The sequence below is a fragment of the Pseudomonas fluorescens genome (assembly GCF_001623525.1).
GTDB lineage: Bacteria > Pseudomonadota > Gammaproteobacteria > Pseudomonadales > Pseudomonadaceae > Aquipseudomonas > Aquipseudomonas fluorescens_Q.
This window is the reverse complement of the sequence record NZ_CP015225.1, coordinates 828,546-849,420: the sequence shown is the minus strand read 5'-3', so window position 1 is coordinate 849,420 and position 20,875 is coordinate 828,546. Positions and strand designations below refer to the sequence as shown.

The following is a 20,875-nucleotide window of genomic DNA, read 5'->3' as shown; positions in this document are numbered from 1 at the left end:
ACTTGAATATTCGTACCAAGCCCATGATTTTCATAGTGATCTGGCCCGTTTATGGCTCGCCCTTGGCATCCTTCATTTTTTAGTTAGCTTTGTTAATCTTAAATGCGCCTGCCGGTTATCCTCCGAGCCGGTGTCCCTCACAAAAACAATAAGAGGATTTGCCATGAACCGTCCGGCGCATCGTGCGACGCTGACTATCGCCTTGTGTTTCATCGTCGCGTTGATCGAGGGTTTCGACCTTCAGTCAGCCGGTACCGCAGCCGCAGGGCTGCGACAGACGTTTGCCCTCGACCCGAAAATGATGGGCTGGGTATTCAGTGCCGGGATCATCGGGCTGTTGCCTGGTGCGTTCTTTGGCGGCTGGATCGCTGATCGCATCGGTCGCAAGAAAATTCTCATCGCCGCTGTCTTGCTGTTCGGCGTGTTTTCCCTCAGCACCGCTTATGTCGAACACTTCTCCAGCCTCTTACTGGTGCGTTTCATGACCGGCCTGGGCTTGGGCGCCGCCCTGCCCAACCTCATCGCCCTGTGCGCCGAAGCCGTGGGCGAGCAGCGCCGGGGCACGGCCATCAGCGTGATGTACGCCGGCGTTCCGTTGGGTGGTGCGTTGGCGGCAGTGGTCGCCATGTTGTTTGGCGAACACTGGCAGATGACGTTTTTCATCGGCGGGTTGGCGCCCCTGTTGGTGGTCCCGCTGATGCTCTTGTGGCTCCCCGAATCCAGCGCCTTTCGCCAGGCGCAGGATGGCGGCACAGCGCGCGGCTCCACCACTCAGGCGCTGTTTGGTGAAGGTCGCGGCCGTACCACCTTGGCGCTGTGGCTGAGTTATTTCTTCACCCTGACGGTGATGTACATGTTGCTCAACTGGCTGCCGTCGTTGCTGCTGGAACAGGGCTTCAGCAAACCCCAGGCCGGCCTGGTGCAAATGCTGTTCAACATCGGCGGAGCGCTGGGCTCGTTGCTCGGTGGCCTGTTGCTGGACCGTTGCAATGGCATCAAGGTGGTGCTGTTCGTCTATGCCGGACTGCTGAGCGCCCTGGCCGGGGTCGGGTTTTCGGTCGGCATCGTGCCGATGGCCATCGCCGGGTTCGCCGCTGGGTTGTTTGTTATGGCTGCGCAATTGGTCCTCTATGCCTTGGCGCCGCCCTCCTACCCTACCTCCGTACGTGCGACGGGGGTTGGTGCAGCGGTGGCCATCGGACGCCTGGGGTCGGTGGCCGGGCCGCTGGCTGCCGGACAGATCCTGGCGGCTGGGGGTGGGACCACGGCCGTATTGCTGGCGACGTCTCCTGGGTTGGTGGTTGCGACGCTGGCGGTTCTTAGTGTGATTCGTTATTCGACCGGGCCGCGATTGGGTGCTTCTGAGCCGGTCGCTGGGAACTCCTGACTTGGTGTGTATATCCGTTATTTAGGTAACGGCGGCTTAGGGTTCCGCCCTTAGCACAGCCAACATCACCACAAGCAGACCCACCGCTATCGCGAGCAAGCTCACTCCCACAAGGGATTGTGGGACTGAGGCCCTGACATTGATCGGCCTAGACCTTGAACCGCGCCACCGTCTCATGCAGTGACCCGGCCATCTGCGCCAGGTCCTGGCCCGCCGTATCGGTATGCCGCGCGCCCAGCATGACCTGTTCGGACAGGTTGCGAATGTCCACCAGGTTACGATCCACCTCTCGCGCCACCAGCGCCTGCTGTTCCGTGGCGCTGGCGATCATCAGGTTGCGCTCGTTGATCTGCGAGATCGAATGGGCGATTTCATCCAGGGCATCGCCGGAGCGCTGGGCCACCAGTAGCGTGGCTTGCACCAGTTCGCTGTTGTTCTGCATGGAGCTCACCGCATGCCCGCTGTCCAGGCGGATATTACCGATCATGCCCTCGATTTCCCGAGTCGAATCCTGAGTCCGATGGGCCAGCGCCCGGACTTCATCGGCCACCACTGCAAAACCACGCCCGGCATCACCGGCGCGGGCGGCTTCGATGGCGGCGTTCAGTGCCAGGAGATTGGTCTGCTCGGCAATGCTGCGGATCACATCCAGCACCGAACTGATGTCCTGTACCCGCCCGGCCAATTGCTGGATTCGGCCGGAACTGTCCGTCACACCTTCGGCCAGCGCGGTAATGGAAGCCACCGTTTCCTGGACCTGTTCACGACCACGCTGGGCCGTTTGCTCGGACACCCGCGAGGCTTCGCTGGTGCTCACCGCATTGCGCGCCACTTCGTCCACCGCGGCGGTCATCTGGTTCACGGCCGCGGCCGCCTGTTCGATTTCATGCCCCTGCAACTGCAAGGTGCTGCTGGTCTGGCTGCTCACCGCGCTCAGTTCTTCGGAGGAACTGGCCACTCGATCCACCGAGGCCGCAATATGCCGGACCATGCTGTTGAGACTCTGCTGCATGTCGTGCATGTTACTCATCACGCTGTCATTGGCACCTACACCCACGGGCACGCGGATCGTCAGGTCGCCCTGGGCGATGAGGTTAAGCACCCGCGCCGCGTCATTGGGTTCACCACCCAGGGGACGGGTCACACTGCGGGTCACCAGGATCGCCACGGTCGTCACCAGGGCCAGGCAGGCCAGCACCAACGCCAGCATGTTGCGCCGCGCATCGTTGTAACGTGCCTGGGCCAAGTGCTCACGTTCGACAAAGACCTTGCCCTGCATCGCCATCATCCCTTCGAGGCTTTTGTACACCTCAAGCTCCGCCGGAATCACGCCCTGCTTGAGCTGCGTCATCGCCTCGTCCGTCGCGCCCTGGCGGATCAACGCCTGCACCTGGACGAACGCCGCCACATAGGCCTCGCGACGTTTCTTCAACTCGGCATACGCGGCCTTGCCTTCAGGCTGATCGAACAGCGGCTCCAGCGTGGCGAAGGCCTGGGTAATCCGTTGTCGGGTGGCGTCGATGGATTGCTGGACTTGCGCATTGTTCTTGTCGATCAACAAATCCCGGGTATTCCTGGCGTTATCGCGCACGCCCGTGGCGATCACCATGATCGGGTCGATCTTCGGCCAATCCTGCCTGACGATCTGCTCGGCCTGGTCGCGCAGCATCGCCAGGTCGCTCAAGGCGTAAAGCGCCAGGGCAATCAAGGCCAGTGGCGCGATGGCAAAGCCGATCACGATGCGTTGGGCGGTGGTGAGTCTGGTCATATCAAATGCTCCCTGTTCAACTACCTGCCGGTTGGCAGCGCATTTGAAAACCTAAAAAAGTGTGGCCCGGTCATCCCGGGCCGCTGTCGGTCGTTCATCCCGGCGCTCGCTCAACTGCGTAAGACGAACGAGGGGAACAACTCGCGCATGGCGGCCCACAGCTCAGGCTGCAAGGCTTGTGCCGAAACGCTGGAAAGGTGGGGATCGAGCATCCGCGCAGTGCGCACCAGTTGCACCGCGAACCGCGTGACGCCGCGTTCGCTCAAGCGTCGGGCCAGGTTCAGCAACCGTTCGGGGTCGAACAGATGCCAGTGCACCGTTGTGCGACATTCATAGTCCACGCCGCTGGCCAGCAGGTGGTCGAGGCTGCGCCAGTTGGCGGCGCCGCTGCCTTCGACACGGGTCACGTCCAGGGCATCTTCGGGCAAGGCCTTGACGTCGAAACCGACCCAGTCGGCAAGCCCGACCACTTTGGCGAAGGCCGCCGGCTTGATGCCGGCGCTGTGCAGGCCGATGCGAAAGCCCATCTGCCGCACTTCCTCCATGGCCGGCGCCAGGCCGTCCTGCAAGGTTGGCTCGCCGCCACTGAACACCACGGCGTCGAGCAGATCCTGACGGCGCTGCAGGAACGCCAACACCCGGCACCAATCCACCTCCTCGCTACCGCGCGGCGGGATCAGTTGCGGGTTATGGCAATAACGACAACGCCAGGCACAGCCCTGGCAAAACAGTACGCACGCCAGTTGGCCCGGATAATCGAGGGTGGTCAGGGGCACCATGCCCCCGACCCGTAGCACTCGACTCATGGACGCCCGGCCGCGCGTTCGGTGAAGTGCACCCGCTCGCGATGCTCGGACTGCTTACCTGGGTTGAAGGCCGCCACCGGGCGGTGATAACCCATCACTCGGGTCCAGACTTCGCAGCGTTGACGCTGTGCTTGTGGAAGACTTTGCGATGCATTCATGGGTGAAGCTCCTTGCGGTCGATGGATCGGATCAGTGAACGCTGCCCTGGCGCTGTTGTTGCAGCAGCAAGGCCTCGTCGCATTTCGGGCAAAACTCATGTTCGCCGGCCAGGTAACCGTGCACCGGACAGATGGAAAAGGTCGGCGTGATGGTCAGGTACGGCAGGCGGAAACGTCCCAGTGCCTTGCGCACCAGTTGCTTGCAGGCCTGTGTGGAGGAAATCTGTTCTGCCATGTACAGGTGCAACACGGTGCCGCCGGTGTATTTGCATTGCAGTTCGTCTTGTAGCTCCAGGGCTTCGAACGGATCCTCGGTGAAGCCCACCGGCAGTTGCGACGAGTTGGTGTAGTACGGTGCGACCGGGCTGCCGGCCTGCAAGATATCCGGATAGCGCTTGAGGTCTTCCTTGGCGAAGCGGTAGGTGGTGCCCTCGGCGGGCGTGGCTTCGAGGTTGTAGAGGTGGCCGGTTTCTTCCTGGAATCGCAGCAGCGTGGCCCGCACGTGATCCAACAGTTTCAGGGCGAATGCCCGGCCTTGCTCGGTGTGCAGGCCTTGCTGGTCATCGGTGAAATTGCGCAGCATTTCATGCAGGCCGTTCACGCCGATGGTGGAGAAGTGGTTGCGCAAGGTGCCCAGGTAGCGCTTGGTGTAAGGATACAAACCGGCATCCATGTGATGCTGGATGACCTTGCGCTTGACCTCCAGGCTCTCTTTCGCCAGTTCCATCAGGGTATCGATGCGTTGCAGTAACCCGCTGGTGTCGCCTTTGTACAGATAACCCAGGCGCGCGCAGTTGATCGTCACCACGCCCAGGGACCCGGTCTGCTCCGCCGAACCGAACAAGCCACCGCCACGCTTGAGCAACTCGCGCACGTCCAGCTGCAAGCGGCAGCACATCGACCGCACCTGATTGGGTTGCATGTCCGAGTTGAGGAAGTTCTGGAAATACGGCAAACCGTAACGGGCGGTCATTTCGAACAGCCGGTCGGCGTTCTCGCTGTCCCACGGGAAGTCGTGGGTGATGTTGTAGGTCGGGATCGGGAAGGTGAACACCCGCCCTTTCGCATCGCCGGCCTGCATCACCTCGATGTAGGCGCGGTTGATCAGTTCCATTTCCGCTTGCAGGTCACCGTAGGCGAACGGCATCTCTTCGCCACCGATGATCGGGATCTGTTCACGCAAGTCCTGTGGGCAGACCCAGTCGAACGTCAGGTTGGTGAACGGAGTTTGCGTGCCCCAGCGCGACGGTACGTTGAGGTTGTAGATGAACTCCTGCAACGACTGCCGGACCTCGTCGTAGCTGAGCTGGTCCTTGCGCACATAAGGTGCCAGGTATGTGTCGAACGAGCTGAACGCCTGGGCGCCGGCCCATTCGTTCTGCAGGGTGCCGAGGAAATTCACCATCTGTCCCAGGGCACTGCTCAGATGCTTGGGCGGCCCGGCCTCGACCCGCCCTGGCACGCCATTGAGACCTTCGTGCAACAGGGTACGCAAGGACCAGCCGGCACAATAGCCGGCGAGCATGTCCAGGTCGTGGATATGCAGGTCCGCCTCGCGGTGCGCCTGGCCGATGGCCTGGCTGTAGACCTCGTCGAGCCAGTAGTTGGCGGTGACCTTGCCCGATACGTTGAGGATCAGCCCGCCGAGGGAATAGCCCTGGTTGGCGTTGGCCTGCACGCGCCAGTCTTCGCGGTCCAGGTATTCGTTCATCGACGTGGCGACTTCCACCAGCGTACGGCGATCCCGACGCAGGCGTCCGTGTTGCTCGCGATAGACGATGTAGGCACGCATGGAGAGAAAGAAACCGGCGTCCATCAACACCCGCTCGACACGGTCCTGGATCTGCTCGACGTTCAACCGCGTCTGCCCTTCCAACCGCGCCAACACCGCCTCCAGCAACGCCTCGGCCTCGGCTTCGGCGTATTCGCCAGTGGCCTTGCCAGCGGCGATCAGCGCCTGGCGGATCTTGTCCGCATCAAAGGCGACCACACTGCCATCGCGCTTGTGCAAGCGGTTACACCCTACTGAGATCAACGTGCTCTGCATTTTGGCTCCAGACACTACATATAGGCTTTTTGATTTAAATAAACACAATATGCAGTGGATGGTACGGAAAAAGGCTTGGGTTGCAATTGATCGATATCAAGATTGGGGGTGACCCGGAAAGCTGTTTAATACCGTGGCGAGGGGATTTATCCCCGCTGGGCTGCATAGCAGCCCCCTAAGAGGGCAACTTGACTTGTCTGACACATCGGGTTGTCGGCATTTAGGGCCGCTTCGCGCCCCAGCGGGGATAAATCCCCTCGCCACAAGGCCTCTACACTTACCCGCCACTCATGTTCATGAACCGCACGATCTGCACTTCCCCACCGGGACTGAAATCATGCTGCAAGGGCTTGCCTTTGAGTGCCTGCTTTATCGACTGAATGATCGATTGGTCATCCAGTGGATACCGGCGCAGCAAGCCGCGCAGGTCAAGAGAGTCTTCTTGTCCCAGGCACAACAGCAAGCGCCCTTCAACGGTCATGCGCACGCGGTTGCAACTGGCACAGAAGTTGTGGGTATTGGGCGAAATGAAACCGATCCGGGTATCCGGATGACGCTCCAGACGCACATAGCGCGCCGGCCCGCCGCTGCTCTCGGCGCTGTCGAGCAGGCGATGATGGCGAGCGATCTCGGCCCGGACCTCATCGCTGGAACAGAACGACTCGCCCCGGGAACGCCCCACCTCCCCCAACGGCATCTCCTCGATAAAACTGATGTCGATGCGTTGATCGATGGCGTACTGCACCAGCGCCGGGACCTCATCGAAGTTGCGTCCTTTCATCACCACGCAGTTCAACTTGACCCGCTCGAACCCAGCGACCTTCGCCGCTTCAATCCCGGCCAGCACCTGATCGAGGTTGCCGTTGCGGGTGATCGCCCGAAAACGTTCGCCGTCCAGGCTATCGAGGCTGATGTTCATGCGCTTGACGCCAGCATCGACCAGCGGCTGGGCCAATCGCCCCAACTGCGAGCCGTTGCTGGTCATCACCAGTTCCCGCAGGCCGGGCAACGCCGCGATCTCGCGACACAACCCGACGATGCCCGGACGGATCAGCGGCTCTCCACCGGTCAGGCGGATTTTCTTCACCCCCAGGCCGACGAACAGCCGCGCCAGGCGCTGCAACTCCTCCAAGGTCAACACTTGCTGACGCGGCAGGAACGTCATGTTTTTCGCCATGCAATACACACAACGAAAATCACAACGATCGGTCACCGACATCCGCAAATAATCGATCTGGCGCCCAAATCCGTCCTGCAACACCGCATTCATGAAGACCTCCTGATTGAGCCCGTGCTCACTGCACCAGCGGCGAGTCGGCGCCCTGAAGGTGAATGCCGCGAATGTCCGCCGCACCGATCAGGGTTTGCAGGTACTGCACCAGCGCTTTTTGCCACACGCCCTGCTGCAACTGGGTACGAATCGCCGTCGCCACCGCCTCGTACGGCAATGGCTGGCCATCGATGCGCTGGTCGATGCTGATCACGTGCCAGCCATAGCGACTTTCCAGCGGTTTACCGGCCAGGCCCGCTGGCAAGGTGAACAACTGGCGCTCCAGCTCAGGCACAGTCTGGCCCTTGCTGATCTGCCCCAGCGAGCCGCCCTGCTCCTTGGATGGACACGCCGAATGCTTGAGCGCCAACTCGGCAAAACTGCCCGGGAACTGATCCAGTCGCTCCAGCAGCAGCTCGGCCTGGACATGGGCCAGGCTGCGCGCCTCGGCATCGTCCGGCGCGCATTCGAGCAGGATGTGCCGCACCGCCAGCAACGGTGCGCTGTGAAACCGCGCTCGGTTGCTTTCGTAATAACGCAGGCAGGTGGCCTCGTCGCACTGCGGCACCTGCACCTCACGTTCGAGCAATAGCCGCGTGGCCGCTTCCTCTTCGTTTTCGCCGGCGCCGACCTGTAACGCCAGGCCCAGTTCGGCGATGCGTTGCTGGAGCAATTCGCGAATCACCAAGGCCCGTGCCGCCTGATAAACCGCCTCCTCGCGGCTTTCCGCCGGGTGGTATTGCAGCTCCTGGGCCATCGCCTGCGGGGTGATCGACACCCCGTTGACGCTGATGATCGGCCACTCCTGTTCACTGCTGGCAATCAACTGTGGCGCTTCATCCTCCGCCACCGGCCCGGCCTGGGCCGGCTCGAACTGCACCGCCCCCGCCGGTTCGGCATCGGCCACCGGCGCGATCACCGGTGCCGCTTTTGCCGAAGAACCGCAGCCGCCGCTGCCGCCACCACTACCGCCACATCCGCATCCACTCGCCATGATCTTCTCCTCAAAACTTCTGCCGAACGATTTGATAACGACGTCCCAGGTACCAGACCGGCGCACTGACGATATGGACCAGACGAGTGAACGGGAACAACACGAACAGGGTCAGGCCCAGCACCACGTGGAGCTTGTAGACCAGGCCTACCGGCGCTATCGAGGTAGCGGCTTCAACCGGACGCAACAGCACGGTGTTCTGGGCCCAGTCAGCCAGCATCACCATTACCGAGCCGTCCATATGGGCGGTAGAGGCCACGATGGTCATCAGCCCCAGCACCAGTTGCACCAGCAGCACCACCAGCACGAGGATGTCCGACGCATTGGAGGTGGCGCGAACCCGTGGGTCGGTCAGGCGACGGTTGAGCAGCATCACCAGGCCGATCAGGCCCAGTACGCCGAAGAAACCACCGGAGACCATCGCCAGCAACTGCTTGTTCTCGGTGCTCAACACATGGTGATAGATCGCCGAAGGTGTCAGCAGGCCGACGAAATGGCCGGCCAGCACGAACAGCACACCGATGTGAAACAGGTTGCTGGCCACGCGCATGCCGCGCTTGTTCAGCATCTGGCTGGAACCGGCCTTCCAGGTGTACTGGGACAGATCAAAGCGTGCCCAACTGCCAAGCAGGCAAATCGCCAAGGCGACGTAGGGGTAGACCCCGAACAACAACAGATCCCATTTAGACATTACCCACCTCCCCGGCTGGCGCTGCGGCCAGCCCTTCATGCTGAAAATCCACCCAGTGCAGCGGCACCGCGCTTTCGTCCCGCGCCTTGCCCGGCGCGCCGGGCATCGAGCTGCAACGGTCCTGCTGTTCGGCCTTCATGAAATCCACCGCCTCTTCTTCCCAGACCTTGTCCAGAGCCTCGAGGGAGTCATCCCGTGGCTCGGCCTTCACTTGCTCACGCAACTCGGCCACCGCCACCTGAGGCTCGGCCCCGGCGATTTGCAGCAAGGCCCGGAAGCAACTGGCGTAGGCGCTTTCACGTTCGTCCAGGCGCGCCGCGAGCAAGGCCAGCAGGTGCGCCACATCGGCCAGGCCCTCGCGGGCCTCGAGGTCTTCGCGGGTGGAGAGAAACTCCAGGTACAGCGGGATGTAGTCAGGTAGTTCCTTGACGCCGATGGCAAAACCGGCCTCTTCGTACTGGGCCATCATGTCGACCATGGCCTGGCCACGGTCGCGGGATTCGCCATGGACATGTTCGAACAGCAGCAGCGACAGCGAACGACCGCGGCCGAACAGCGCACCGTAGTGCTCCTGGCCATCCATCAGGTCCTTGCCGCAGATCACCTCCAGCAATTCAAACAGCCCGGCGCGCTGGTTGGGGCTGATTTCCCGTGCCTGGAGAATCGCTTGTTCCAGCTCATCCCGACCGGCCACCAGGGTCTCGGTCGGATAGTCGAGCAGCAACGAAATCACCTTGAGAATGCGCATGCTCATTCCTCCCACAACTGCACGGTTTTGATCACGTCGCGGCGGTTGGCCTTCTTGCCACCGAACATGTTGGTGTCGGAGCTGCCACTGCAACCGCTGCCAAAGCTGAAGCCGCAACCGGAGCGCTCGGCGAACGCGTCGCTCATGGCGTCTTCGCGGTGGGCACTCGGTACCACGAAACGGTCTTCGTAGTTGGCGATGGCCAGGTAGCGGTACATCTCTTCCACTTGGTTCACGCTCAAGCCGACGTCGGCCAGCACTTGCAGGTCCTGCACGCCGTCGACCTGCTCGGAACGTTTGTAGGCACGCATCGCCAGCAAGCGTTTCAGCGCAAGTTTGACCGGTTTTTCATCGCCGGCTGTGAGCATGTTCGCCAGGTAGCGCAGCGGGATGCGCAGGCTGTCGACGTCCGGGATCACCCCGTTCATGCCCACGGTGCCAGCCGTGGCAGCGTTCTGGATCGGCGACAGTGGCGGCACGTACCAGACCATTGGCAAGGTGCGGTATTCCGGGTGCAGCGGCAGTGCGAGTTTCCAGTCCACGGCCATTTTGTAGACCGGCGAACGTTGCGCCGAATCGATCACCGACTGCGGCACGCCATCGGCCAGGGCTTGGCGAATCACTGCCGGGTCGTTGGGGTCGAGGAAAATCTCCAGTTGCTTCTCGTACAGGTCCTTCTCATCGGCGGTGCTTGCCACTTCGCTGATACGGTCGGCGTCGTACAGCAACACGCCGAGGTAACGGATCCGTCCAACGCAGGTTTCAGCGCAGACAGTCGGCATCCCGGCTTCGATACGCGGGTAGCAGAAGATGCATTTTTCCGACTTGCCGCTCTTCCAGTTGAAGTAAATCTTCTTGTAAGGGCAGCCGCTGATGCACATGCGCCAGCCGCGGCACTTCTCCTGGTCGATCAGGACGATGCCGTCCTCTTCGCGCTTGTAGATCGCACCGCTCGGGCACGACGCCGCGCACGCCGGATTCAGGCAGTGCTCGCACAGGCGCGGCAAGTACATCATGAAAGTGTTTTCGTACTCGCCGTAGATGTCCGCCTGGATCTTGTCGAAGTTCTTGTCCTTGCGCCGCTTGGCGAATTCAGTGCCGAGGATTTCCTCCCAGTTCGGGCCCCACTCGATCTTCTGCATGCGCTTGCCGGACACCACCGAGCGGGGTCGCGCGGTGGGCTGGTGCTCACCCAGCGGTGCGGTGTGCAGGTGCTGGTAGTCGAAGTCGAACGGTTCGTAGTAATCGTCCAGGCTCGGCAGGTCCGGGTTGGCGAAGATGTTCGCCAGTACGCGGAATTTGCCGCCGATGCGCGGGTTGATCGAACCGTCGGCGTTGCGGATCCAGCCGCCCTTCCACTTGTCCTGGTTTTCCCACTCCTTGGGGTAGCCGATGCCAGGCTTGGATTCGACGTTGTTGAACCAGGCGTATTCCATGCCTTCGCGGCTGGTCCAGACGTTCTTGCAGGTAATCGAGCAGGTGTGGCAGCCGATGCATTTGTCCAGGTTCAGGACCATGCCGATTTGTGAGCGAATCTTCATCTCAGTTCTCCTCGATATCAGTCGGCAGTGGACGCGGCAAATCATCGCCACTGGAACCATCGAGCCAATCGACCTTGACCATCTTGCGCACCACGACGAATTCGTCGCGGTTGCAACCGACCGTGCCGTAATAGTTGAAGCCGTAGGCCTGTTGGGCGTAACCGCCAATCATGTGGGTGGGCTTGAGCACCACGCGGGTCACCGAGTTGTGGTGGCCGCCACGGGTCTTGGTGGTTTCCGAACCCGGCACGTTCACGATCCGTTCCTGGGCGTGATACATCATCACCATGCCTTCCTTGACCCGTTGGCTGACCACCGCACGGGCGGTCAGCGCGCCGTTGACGTTGAAGCATTCGATCCAGTCGTTGTCCTCGATACCGGCGCGCTTGGCGTCGATTTCCGAGAGCCAGACAATCGGTCCGCCACGGCTCAGGGTCAGCATCAGCAGGTTGTCGCTGTAGGTGCTGTGGATGCCCCACTTCTGGTGCGGGGTGATCCAGTTCAGGACGATCTCGGTCTCGCCATTGCTGCGCTTACCCTTCACGCCGGCGATGGTGCGGGTGTTGACCGGTGGCCGATAGCTCATCAGCTGCTCGCCGAACGCCTGCATCCACGGGTGATCCTGGTAGAACTGCTGGCGACCGGTGATGGTGCGCCATGGGATCGACTCATGGACGTTGGTGTAGCCGGCGTTGTAGCTCACGTGATCGTCTTCCAGGCCAGACCAGGTCGGGCTGGAAATGATCTTGCGTGGCTGGGCCTGGATGTCGCGGAAACGAATGGCCTCGTGCTCCTTCGAGACGGCCAGGTGGCTGTGGTCGATGCCGGTGAACTCCGACAGCGCCGCCCAGGCTTTCACCGCGACATGGCCGTTGGTTTCCGGGGCCAGGGACAGGATCACTTCGGCAGCGTCGATGGCGCTGTCGATCTTCGGCCGCCCTTGGCTGATGCCGGCCTCGACTTCCTTGTGGTTCAGTTCGCCGAGGAATTTCACTTCAGTCTCGGTGTTCCAGTTGATGCCCTTGCCGCCGTTGCCGAGTTTTTCCAGCATCGGGCCCAGGGAGGTGAACTGCTTGTAGATGTTCGGGTAGTCGCGCTCCACCACCTGCAGGTTCGGTGCGTTCTTGCCCGGGACCGGCGCCACACCGGCACTTTTCCAGTCGGTGCCGCCGAAGGGTTGGGCCAGTTCGCCGACGCTGTCGTGCATCAGCGGTACGGTGACCAGGTCTTTCTCGACACCCAGGTGACCGACCGACATGGCGGAAAACGCCTTGGCGATGCCCTTGTAGATTTCCCAGTCCGAACGCGATTCCCAGGCCGGATCGATGGCGGCCGACAGTGGGTGAATGAACGGGTGCATGTCCGAGGTGTTCATGTCGTCTTTTTCGTACCAGGTGGCGGTCGGCAAGACGATGTCGGAATACACGCAGGTCGAGGACATGCGGAAGTCCAGGGTGGTCACCAGGTCGAGCTTGCCAATGGCGCCCTCGTCGACCCATTCGGCTTCGGTAGGCTTGCACTCGGTGCTATGGCCGATGTCTTCGTTCATCACGCCGTTCTTGGTGCCCAGCAGGTACTTGAGCATGTACTCGTGGCCCTTGCCCGAGGAGCCCAGCAGGTTGGAGCGCCAGATGAACATGTTGCGCGGGAAGTTCACCGGGCTGTCCGGCTGTTCGCAGGCAAAGCGCAGGGAACCGTCCTGCAGCGACTTGACCACGTAGTCCTTGGGTTCCAGGCCCGCGGCGGCGGCATCGCGGCAGATGTGCAGCGGGTTGGTGTTGAGTTGCGGCGCGCTCGGCAACCAGCCGGCCCGTTCGGCACGGATGTTGTAGTCCAGGGCGTGCTCGGGGAACTGCGATTTGTCGGCCAGGGGCGAGAGCACGTCGTGCATGCTCATCTTCTCGTGGCGCCATTGCGAACTGTGGCCATAGAAGAAGCTGGTGCCGTTCATCTGCCGTGGCGGACGGTTCCAGTCCAGGCCGAAGGCCAGGGGCAGCCAGCCGCATTGCGGACGGAGTTTTTCCTGGCCCACATAGTGGGCCCAGCCACCGCCGGTCTGGCCGACGCAACCGCAGAGCATGAGCATGTTGATCAGCCCGCGGTAGTTCATGTCCATGTGGTACCAGTGGTTCATCGCCGCACCGACGATGATCATCGAGCGTCCACGGGTCTTGTCGGCGTTATCGGCAAACTCCCGGGCGATCTGGATCGCCTTCTCGCGGCTCACACCGGTGATCTGCTCCTGCCAGGCCGGGGTGCCGGGCACCGAAGCGTCGTCATAGTCCTTGGCAACGTTGGCGCCGCCCAGGCCACGGTCAATCGCCAGGTTGGCTGCCGACAGGTCGAACACGGTGGCGACTTTCGCCACGCTGCCATCGGCCAACACCACGCTGTGCACCGGCACCCGACGGAACTGCACCGCATCACCGGCCACGTGCTGGAAATACTCCTGGGCTTCGCCGGCAAAATACGGGAAGGCCACCTCGGCGACGTCGCCGCCGATCAGGCTCAGCTTGAGGTCGATCTCACGTCCCTCGCCGCCCTCACGGGGCAGGATGTTCCACTTGCCCTTCTCGCCCCAGCGATAGCCGATGGAGCCTTGGGGCGAAACCAGTTCGCCGGCGGCATCCATGGCGATGGTTTTCCATTCCGGGTTGTTCTCTTGGCCGAGGTTGTCGGTCAAGTCACTGGCCCGCAGGAAACGGTCCGGCTGGTAACCCGCGCCCGGCGCAGCGCCAAGCATCGGCTTGAGCATCACCAGTACCGGCAGGTCGGTGTAGCGCTTGGCGTATTCGGTGAAATAGGCGCTGGGCTTGTCCAGGTGAAATTCTTTGAAGATCACATGGTTGAAGGCCTGGGCCAGTGCGGCGTCGGTGCCCTGTTTGGGGTTGAGCCACAGGTCGGTGAGCTTGGCGACTTCCGAATAGTCCGGGGTGATCGCCACGGTCTTGGTGCCCTTGTAGCGCACCTCGGTGAAGAAGTGGGCGTCAGGGGTACGGGTCTGCGGGACGTTGGAGCCCCAGGCAATAATGTAATTGGAGTTGTACCAGTCGGCCGATTCCGGCACGTCGGTCTGCTCGCCCCAGACCATCGGCGAAGCGGGCGGCAAGTCGCAATACCAGTCGTAGAAGCTCAGGCACACGCCACCGATCAACGACAGGTAACGCGAGCCGGCGGCATAGCTGACCATCGACATGGCCGGGATCGGCGAGAAGCCCACCACCCGGTCCGGGCCGTGCGTCTTGACGGTGTAGACGTTGGCGGCGGCAATGATCTCGTTGACTTCTTCCCAGTTGGAACGGATGAAGCCACCCATGCCTCGCTTGCTTTTATAGGAGTCGGCCTTGGCCTTGTTCTCGACGATGCTGGCCCAGGCTTCCACCGGCGGCAGGGTCTGCCGGGCTTCGCGCCACAGTTTGAGCAACGGCTTGCGAATTTTCGGGTACTTGAGCCGGTTGGCGCTGTAGATGTACCAGCTGTAGCTCGCGCCGCGAGGGCAGCCGCGCGGTTCGTGGTTGGGTAGATCGTTGCGGGTACGCGGATAGTCGGTCTGCTGGGTTTCCCAGGTGATCAAGCCGTTCTTGACGTAGATTTTCCACGAGCACGAACCGGTGCAGTTCACCCCATGGGTGGACCGCACGATCTTGTCGTACTGCCAGCGCGAACGATAGACGTTCTCCCAGTCGCGGGACTCCTTGCGGGTCTCGCCGTGCCCATCGGAAAACTCGCCTTGCTTACGGTTGAAAAACCGCAGTTGATCCAATAAATGACTCACAATGTGTTCCTCTCAGGCTTGCTCCGCGGGGTCTGCGCCCCGCCCACGCAGGTTTAGGTTCGGCTTAGCAAGGTGTCGCGGCGCCCTTGCGGGCGTACCACCACCAGGTCACCACGATGCAGCTCAGGTAAAAGCCGACGAACATGTAGAAGGCCATCTCCGGGCCGCCCGTCAGGGCCATCGAAGAGCCGAATGATTTAGGAATGAAGAACGCACCGAAGGCGCCCATGGCCGAGCTGAAACCCAGCACCGCCGCCGACTCCTTGCCCGCGTCCTTGATCGCTTGTTCGCGCACCTCGGGCTTTTTCCCCTGGGCGGCTTTTTCATGCAGGGTGCGGAAGATCACCGGGATCATGCGGAAGGTCGAACCGTTGCCCACGCCGGTGGTGATGAACAGCAACATGAACATGCCCAGGAAGCCGTAGAAGTTGCCGCCCTGGCCGCCTTGCGGCAGGAAGTGCAAGACGCCGAACACCATCACGATCATCAGCACGAAGTTCCACAGGGTGACCTTCGCGCCACCGAGCTTGTCCGCCAGCCAGCCGCCCAACGGCCGCACCAAGGCACCGACCAGCGGGCCGAGGAAGGCGAATTTCAGGGCGATGACGTCCGGGAACGAGGTTTTGATCAGCAGTGGAAACGCCGCGGAGAAACCGATGAACGAGCCGAAGGTCGCCAGGTACAACCAGCACATCAGCCAGTTGTGCTTGCGCTTGAAGATCACCGCCTGCTCGCTGAACGACGCGCGGGCGCTGGACAAATCGTTCATGCCGAACCAGGCAATCAAGGTTACGGCGAGGATGAACGGTACCCAGATGAAACCGGCGTTCTGCAACCACAGCGAGCTGCCGTCCGCCAATACCTGGGGCTGGCCGCCCATGAAGCCAAACACGCCGAAAGAAATCACCAACGGCACGCTGAACTGCATCACCGACACCCCGAGGTTACCCAGCCCGGCGTTCAGGCCCAGGGCCGTGCCTTGCTGGGACTTGGGGTAGAAGAAGCTGATGTTGGACATGCTCGAGGCGAAGTTGCCGCCGCCAAAACCGCAAAGCAATGCGATCAGCACGAACACGCTGTAGGGCGTGGCCGAGTCCTGCACGGCGAAGCCCATCCACAACGCCGGGATCAGCAACGATGCGGTGCTCAGGGCGGTCCAACGCCGGCCGCCGAAGATCGGCACCATGAACGAGTAGAAGATGCGCAAGGTCGCCCCGGACAGCCCCGGCAACGCCGCCAGCCAGAACAGCTGGTCGGTGCTGAAACTGAAGCCGATGGCATTCAGGCGCACGATCACCGTGCTCCAGACCATCCACACCGCGAAGGCCAACAGCAGCGCAGGAATCGAGATCCACAGGTTGCGCCGGGCGGTCAGCTTGCCGCTACTGCCCCAGAAAGCAGGGTCTTCCGGACGCCAGTCATGAATGACCGGGCCCTTTTCAGGCGTTTGCAGAACGGACATGTTCTTCTCCTTGGGCAATGCTGGAAAACGGGGATTGAGTGGCCGGCGGCTGTTTACCCAGCAGCGGGCGCTTGCGCATTTCGCTGAAGTACATCCAGGCCAGGGAGACCCAGACCACGCCGTACATCAACATGAAGCAGGACGAGCGCACGCCGGTGAGGTCCACCAGGGCGCCAAACATGATTGGCAGCACGAACCCGCCGAGGCCGCCGGCCAGGCCGACGATGCCGGACACCGCACCCATGTTTTTCGGGTAGTCGTTGGCGATGTACTTGAAGACCGAGGCCTTGCCGAACGCGAAGGCGATGCCCATCACGAACAGCAGCACAGTGAACAGCGTCGGGCTGAGGCCGATGTGGAAATCGACGATGCCGTTGACGGTCTGCACTTGCAGTTGAGTCTGGGGATAGGAGAGCAGGAACAGGCAGATCCAGCTGACCCACAGCACCCACCAGGTCACGCTCTGGGCGCCCCAGCGGTCGGACATCCAGCCACCGACGGCCCGCAGCACGCCGCCAGGCAGGGAGAAACACGCCGCCAGCAACGCCGCGCTTTGCAGGCTGAAGCCGTATTCCTGCACGTAGTACTTGGTCATCCACAAGGCCAGGGCCACATAGCCGCCGAAGACGATCGAGTAGTACTGGCAGTAGCGCCACACGGCGGGCTCTTTCAGGGTTTTCAATTGCTCGCGCAACGTCGCCCCGCCAGTGCCGCTGTGTTCCTTTTTCTCGCTGGTGAGAAACCAGAACAGCAGCGCGGTGATGAACAGGATGGCGCTGAACACCTTGGGTACCAGGTGCCAGGAGCCGAACGCGATCAGCGCCGGGGCGAGGAACTTGGTCACCGCCGCACCGGCGTTGCCGGCACCGAAGACGCCCATGGCGAAGCCCTGGTTCTGCTTGTCGAACCATTTGGCGACGTAGGCAATGCCCACCGAGAACGAGCCGCCGGCCAGGCCGACGAACAGGCCCAGCACCAGGAACTGCCAGAAGGCCGTGGCCAGGGTGATCAAGTACAGCGGCAAGACGCAGGACAGCATCAGCAGGAAGAACACGATCCGCCCGCCAAAGCGGTCGGTCAAAAGCCCCAGGGGCAAACGCACCAGCGAGCCGGTCAGCACCGGCGTGGCCGCCAGCAGGCCGAATTGGGTCTCGTTGAGGGCCAGCAGCTCCTTGATCGGAACGCCGAGCACGGCAAACATCATCCAGACCATGAAGCACACGGTGAAGGCCAGGGTACTCATCCCTAGTACCAGCCCTTGTTGCACTTGCGCTCGCATCACGATGCACTCCGTCAGTTCGATGAGCGCAGCCTAGTGATACGAACCCCGCAAAAACTTGACTTGGGTCAACGTGTGCCGGGGCGGTCCAGGCCTATGCTTGCCCCGTCTACCTCCAAGGAGGTAGACCCGGATATTGATACAACCCTTTATTTATCAATATCTTGAACAAGTCTGCCGAAGCTTTTATGGAAATGGAGCGGCCGACAACTCTTTAGAGGTAGTGCGCCCAGGATTGGCTGCTACACCCCCCAGGTCCAGGGCGCCCCTATGCTCGCATCACAGTTTTGCCCCGCAGGCCCGCGTCGATGATGCGCTGGCTGCGCAGCTCCCTGCCCGCTCGCGCCGGGCTGGCGGTGATCCTCATCGCCATCCTGGCCCTGGCCAGTTCCTTGAGCGCCGGATTGATCGCCTGGTTCAGCCAGGGCGACGCTGCCGCTATCAATACCGCTGGCTCCGTGCGCATGGAGACCTACCACCTGAGCTGGAAACTGGCGGCGGGGGCCAACGACGACATCCCCGCGATCATCGCCAGCCTGCAACAACGCCTCGACAGCCCTGCCCTGCGCGCCGTGCTGGAAGATGGGCCGGAAACCTCCCTGCACAAGAGCTATCGCGACCTTGTGCAGCGCTGGAACCAGACTTTGCGCCCGGCCATCGAGCGTGGTGACTCGGCATTTTTCCAGGCCAGCGCCAACACCTTCGTCGATCAACTGGACCAGTTCGTCACCCTGCTGCAACGTCAGAGCGAGCACAAGCAAGGCTGGCAGCAGGTGATCCAGGGCGCGGCGCTGTTCAGCACCATGATCATCCTGCTGATCGGCCTGTATGAATTGCAGTACGGCGTGGTCACGCCCTTGCAGGAACTGGTGGACGCCACCCAGCGCTTTCGTCGTGGCGAATTCCAGGTGCGGGTCAATCACCAGTCCGAAGATGAACTGGGCCAGTTGGCGACCAGTTTCAACACCATGGCCGAGACCATCGAGCAATCGCACCGCACCCTGGAAAACCAGGTCCAGCAAAAGACCCTGAACCTGCAACAGGCCAACGCAGCCCTGGAACTGCTGTACCAAAGCAGTCGCAGCCTGGCGACGCGACAGGCCAATGCCGAAGGGCTGGATGAACTGATCCGACGCTTCCAACAACGCCTGCCGGGCCTGCGCCTGACGCTGTGCCTGCAAGGGCAATTGCAGGCACCGGCCAGGCACTTGCTGGCGTTGCATGGCGCCGACAGCCGCCAGGTCTGCGCCAGCAGCGATTGCGCCAGTTGTCATAAACACAACGCGGCACGCCCGCAAGCCTTCAGCATCAGCAACCAAGGCAACGAACTGGGTGAGCTCAAGGCCCATTTTGTCGACGGCCACGCCGCGCAGCCCTGGGAAACCGCATTGATCCAGGCCCTGGCCAACCTGATTGGTACGTCGCTATCGCTCAAGCGCCAGCGCGAACAGGACCATCGTCTGCTGCTGCTCGATGAACGCACGATCATTGCCCGCGAACTCCACGACTCCCTGGCCCAGGCCTTGTCGTACATGAAGCTGCAAGTCAGCCGCATGCAGACCCTGATGCGTCGGGGCGAACCGGTGCAGACCCTGGAGACCGTCACCGGTGAACTGCGCGAAGGGCTCAACAATGCTTATCGCCAGTTGCGCGAGTTGCTGACCACCTTCCGCTTGCAGATCCACGATGACGGCCTGGTCGAAGAACTCAAGGACACTGCCGAGGAGTTCTCCAACCGCGGGGACTTCAAAGTGCATCTGTTCGTCGACACCCTGGCCTTCGAGCTGTCGGCCAGCGAGCAGATCCACATCCTGCAGATCACCCGTGAGGCCCTGTCCAACTGCCTGCGCCATGCCCATGCCGAAAACGCCTGGCTCGAACTGCGCCAGGAAGGCGAGACCGTGCGGCTGTCGATCGAAGACGATGGCCGGGGCTTCAGCGGCGAGGTGGACCAGCGCGAACACCATGGCCTGAACATCATGAACGAACGGGCCCGCAGCCTGCGCGGCCAGCTCCAGATTCACTCCCGTACCCCCCAGGGCACCCGCATCCAGGTGCATTTCCAACCGGAATTCCTGGGCCAACACACCGAAGGCCTCGCAACATGAACGCCCCCCTGCACCACACCCTGCTACTGGTCGACGATCATCCGATGATGCGTCGCGGCATCCGTCAGATGCTTGAGCTCGAAGACGATTTGCAGATCGTTGGCGAAGCCAGCCACGGCGAAGAAGCCCTGACCCTGATCGAACCGCTCAAGCCCGACCTGGTGTTGTTGGACAACAACATGCCGCAGATGAACGGCATCGAGACCCTGCGCCGGCTGCGTGCCATGCACTACACCGGCAAGGTGCTGCTGTTCACCGTGTCCGATGCCGAGGACGACATTCGCGATGCCCTGCGCCTGGACGCCAACGGCTACCTGCTCAAGGACATGGAGCCGGAGTTGCTGATCCAGTACATCCGCGATGCCCTCAACGGCGCCCTGGTGATCAGCCCCGGCCTGACCCGCGTCATGGCCCAGGCGCTGCGCTCGCCACCGCGCCAGGCCGATGTGGAACTGACCGAGCGCGAACGCCAGGTGCTCAAGACCATCGCTGGCGGCTACAGCAACAAGGTCATCGGGCACAAGCTGGGCATTACCGAAGGCACGGTCAAGGTGCATGTGAAGAACCTGCTGCACAAGCTCGGTTTGCGTTCACGGGTCGAAGCGGCCGTATGGGCGATGGAACATCTGCGCGGGGCGGGTTAGGCCTGGCGAATAGATCCCATGAGCAACACATAACCTGTGGCGAGGGAGCTTGCTCCCGCTGGGGCGCGCAGCGCCCCTGTTTTTTGGGGCTGCTACGCAGCCCAGCGGGAGCAAGCTCCCTTGCCACAGGGATAGTCATCAGGCCTCCCTCCCTCTTCCGAGGTAGGCCTGCCGAGGCATAGGCCGGCGACGATTTG

General features: G+C 62.0%; 15 protein-coding genes. 3 read left to right on the top strand and 12 right to left on the bottom strand.

From position 1 onward, the window contains the following. Window positions 1-163: 163 nt before the first annotated feature. Complete coding sequence (gene mhpT / locus TK06_RS03655; protein ID WP_063320866.1) at window positions 164-1,387, top strand: 3-(3-hydroxy-phenyl)propionate transporter MhpT; 1,224 nt, start codon at window positions 164-166, stop codon at window positions 1,385-1,387. Between the two features lie 148 nt (window positions 1,388-1,535). Here the strand turns inward: mhpT and TK06_RS03650 are convergent, their stop codons facing one another. From TK06_RS03650 to TK06_RS03595, 12 genes are all read right to left on the bottom strand, one after another. Continuing rightward, the gene (locus tag TK06_RS03650; protein ID WP_063320865.1) at window positions 1,536-3,155 is read right to left on the bottom strand and encodes a methyl-accepting chemotaxis protein; all 1,620 of its coding nucleotides are present in this window, start codon (window positions 3,153-3,155) and stop codon (window positions 1,536-1,538) included. Window positions 3,156-3,265: 110 nt separating this feature from the next. After that, on the bottom strand, window positions 3,266-3,961 hold the full coding sequence (locus TK06_RS03645; RefSeq protein WP_063320864.1) for an anaerobic ribonucleoside-triphosphate reductase activating protein: 696 nt from the start codon (window positions 3,959-3,961) through the stop codon (window positions 3,266-3,268). Then, entirely contained in the window at window positions 3,958-4,119 is a 162-nt protein-coding gene (gene nrdD, locus TK06_RS33175; RefSeq protein WP_003202433.1) for an anaerobic ribonucleoside-triphosphate reductase, read from the bottom strand. The genes TK06_RS03645 and nrdD overlap by 4 nt, the downstream gene beginning before the upstream one ends. A 31-nt stretch (window positions 4,120-4,150) precedes the next feature. Then, window positions 4,151-6,166, bottom strand: a complete 2,016-nt coding sequence (locus tag TK06_RS03635; protein WP_063320863.1) for a ribonucleoside triphosphate reductase — start codon at window positions 6,164-6,166, stop codon at window positions 4,151-4,153. 277 nt (window positions 6,167-6,443) lie between these two features. After that, a complete protein-coding gene (gene moaA, locus TK06_RS03630; protein WP_063320862.1) occupies window positions 6,444-7,436 on the bottom strand; it encodes a GTP 3',8-cyclase MoaA in 993 nt (330 codons plus the stop codon). Window positions 7,437-7,461: 25 nt separating this feature from the next. Continuing rightward, the gene (locus TK06_RS03625; protein ID WP_063320861.1) at window positions 7,462-8,430 is read right to left on the bottom strand and encodes a peptidylprolyl isomerase; all 969 of its coding nucleotides are present in this window, start codon (window positions 8,428-8,430) and stop codon (window positions 7,462-7,464) included. A gap of 10 nt (window positions 8,431-8,440) precedes the next feature. Next, window positions 8,441-9,121 (bottom strand): respiratory nitrate reductase subunit gamma, encoded by a 681-nt coding sequence (gene narI, locus TK06_RS03620; RefSeq protein ID WP_063320860.1) that lies wholly within the window; start codon window positions 9,119-9,121, stop codon window positions 8,441-8,443. Then, a complete protein-coding gene (gene narJ / locus TK06_RS03615) occupies window positions 9,114-9,869 on the bottom strand; it encodes a nitrate reductase molybdenum cofactor assembly chaperone (RefSeq protein ID WP_063320859.1) in 756 nt (251 codons plus the stop codon). The genes narI and narJ overlap by 8 nt, the downstream gene beginning before the upstream one ends. 2 nt (window positions 9,870-9,871) lie before the next feature. Further along, window positions 9,872-11,410, bottom strand: coding sequence for a nitrate reductase subunit beta (gene narH / locus TK06_RS03610; RefSeq protein ID WP_063320858.1), 1,539 nt, complete (start codon window positions 11,408-11,410; stop codon window positions 9,872-9,874). Window position 11,411: 1 nt separating this feature from the next. Then, window positions 11,412-15,185, bottom strand: a complete 3,774-nt coding sequence (locus tag TK06_RS03605) for a nitrate reductase subunit alpha (protein ID WP_063320857.1) — start codon at window positions 15,183-15,185, stop codon at window positions 11,412-11,414. 64 nt (window positions 15,186-15,249) lie between these two features. Beyond that, the gene (locus TK06_RS03600) at window positions 15,250-16,647 is read right to left on the bottom strand and encodes a NarK family nitrate/nitrite MFS transporter (RefSeq protein WP_063320856.1); all 1,398 of its coding nucleotides are present in this window, start codon (window positions 16,645-16,647) and stop codon (window positions 15,250-15,252) included. Beyond that, a complete protein-coding gene (locus TK06_RS03595; protein WP_219737673.1) occupies window positions 16,625-17,926 on the bottom strand; it encodes an MFS transporter in 1,302 nt (433 codons plus the stop codon). Before TK06_RS03595 ends, TK06_RS03600 begins: the two co-directional genes overlap by 23 nt. 308 nt (window positions 17,927-18,234) lie before the next feature. Here TK06_RS03595 and TK06_RS03590 point away from each other — a divergent pair, with 308 nt between their 5' ends. Next, window positions 18,235-20,034, top strand: a complete 1,800-nt coding sequence (locus tag TK06_RS03590) for a HAMP domain-containing protein (RefSeq protein ID WP_063320854.1) — start codon at window positions 18,235-18,237, stop codon at window positions 20,032-20,034. Continuing rightward, a complete protein-coding gene (gene narL, locus TK06_RS03585) occupies window positions 20,031-20,678 on the top strand; it encodes a two-component system response regulator NarL (protein ID WP_063320853.1) in 648 nt (215 codons plus the stop codon). The genes TK06_RS03590 and narL overlap by 4 nt, the downstream gene beginning before the upstream one ends. Window positions 20,679-20,875 lie beyond the last annotated feature (197 nt).

Coding starts and splice junctions, on each gene's coding strand:
- mhpT (WP_063320866.1), top strand. CDS start 164: ATGAACCGTCCGGCGCATCGTGCGACGCTGACTATCGCCTTGTGTTTC.
- TK06_RS03650 (WP_063320865.1), bottom strand. CDS start 3,155: ATGACCAGACTCACCACCGCCCAACGCATCGTGATCGGCTTTGCCATC.
- TK06_RS03645 (WP_063320864.1), bottom strand. CDS start 3,961: ATGAGTCGAGTGCTACGGGTCGGGGGCATGGTGCCCCTGACCACCCTC.
- nrdD (WP_003202433.1), bottom strand. CDS start 4,119: ATGAATGCATCGCAAAGTCTTCCACAAGCACAGCGTCAACGCTGCGAA.
- TK06_RS03635 (WP_063320863.1), bottom strand. CDS start 6,166: ATGCAGAGCACGTTGATCTCAGTAGGGTGTAACCGCTTGCACAAGCGC.
- moaA (WP_063320862.1), bottom strand. CDS start 7,436: ATGAATGCGGTGTTGCAGGACGGATTTGGGCGCCAGATCGATTATTTG.
- TK06_RS03625 (WP_063320861.1), bottom strand. CDS start 8,430: ATGGCGAGTGGATGCGGATGTGGCGGTAGTGGTGGCGGCAGCGGCGGC.
- narI (WP_063320860.1), bottom strand. CDS start 9,121: ATGTCTAAATGGGATCTGTTGTTGTTCGGGGTCTACCCCTACGTCGCC.
- narJ (WP_063320859.1), bottom strand. CDS start 9,869: ATGCGCATTCTCAAGGTGATTTCGTTGCTGCTCGACTATCCGACCGAG.
- narH (WP_063320858.1), bottom strand. CDS start 11,410: ATGAAGATTCGCTCACAAATCGGCATGGTCCTGAACCTGGACAAATGC.
- TK06_RS03600 (WP_063320856.1), bottom strand. CDS start 16,647: ATGTCCGTTCTGCAAACGCCTGAAAAGGGCCCGGTCATTCATGACTGG.
- TK06_RS03595 (WP_219737673.1), bottom strand. CDS start 17,926: ATGCGAGCGCAAGTGCAACAAGGGCTGGTACTAGGGATGAGTACCCTG.
- TK06_RS03590 (WP_063320854.1), top strand. CDS start 18,235: ATGATGCGCTGGCTGCGCAGCTCCCTGCCCGCTCGCGCCGGGCTGGCG.
- narL (WP_063320853.1), top strand. CDS start 20,031: ATGAACGCCCCCCTGCACCACACCCTGCTACTGGTCGACGATCATCCG.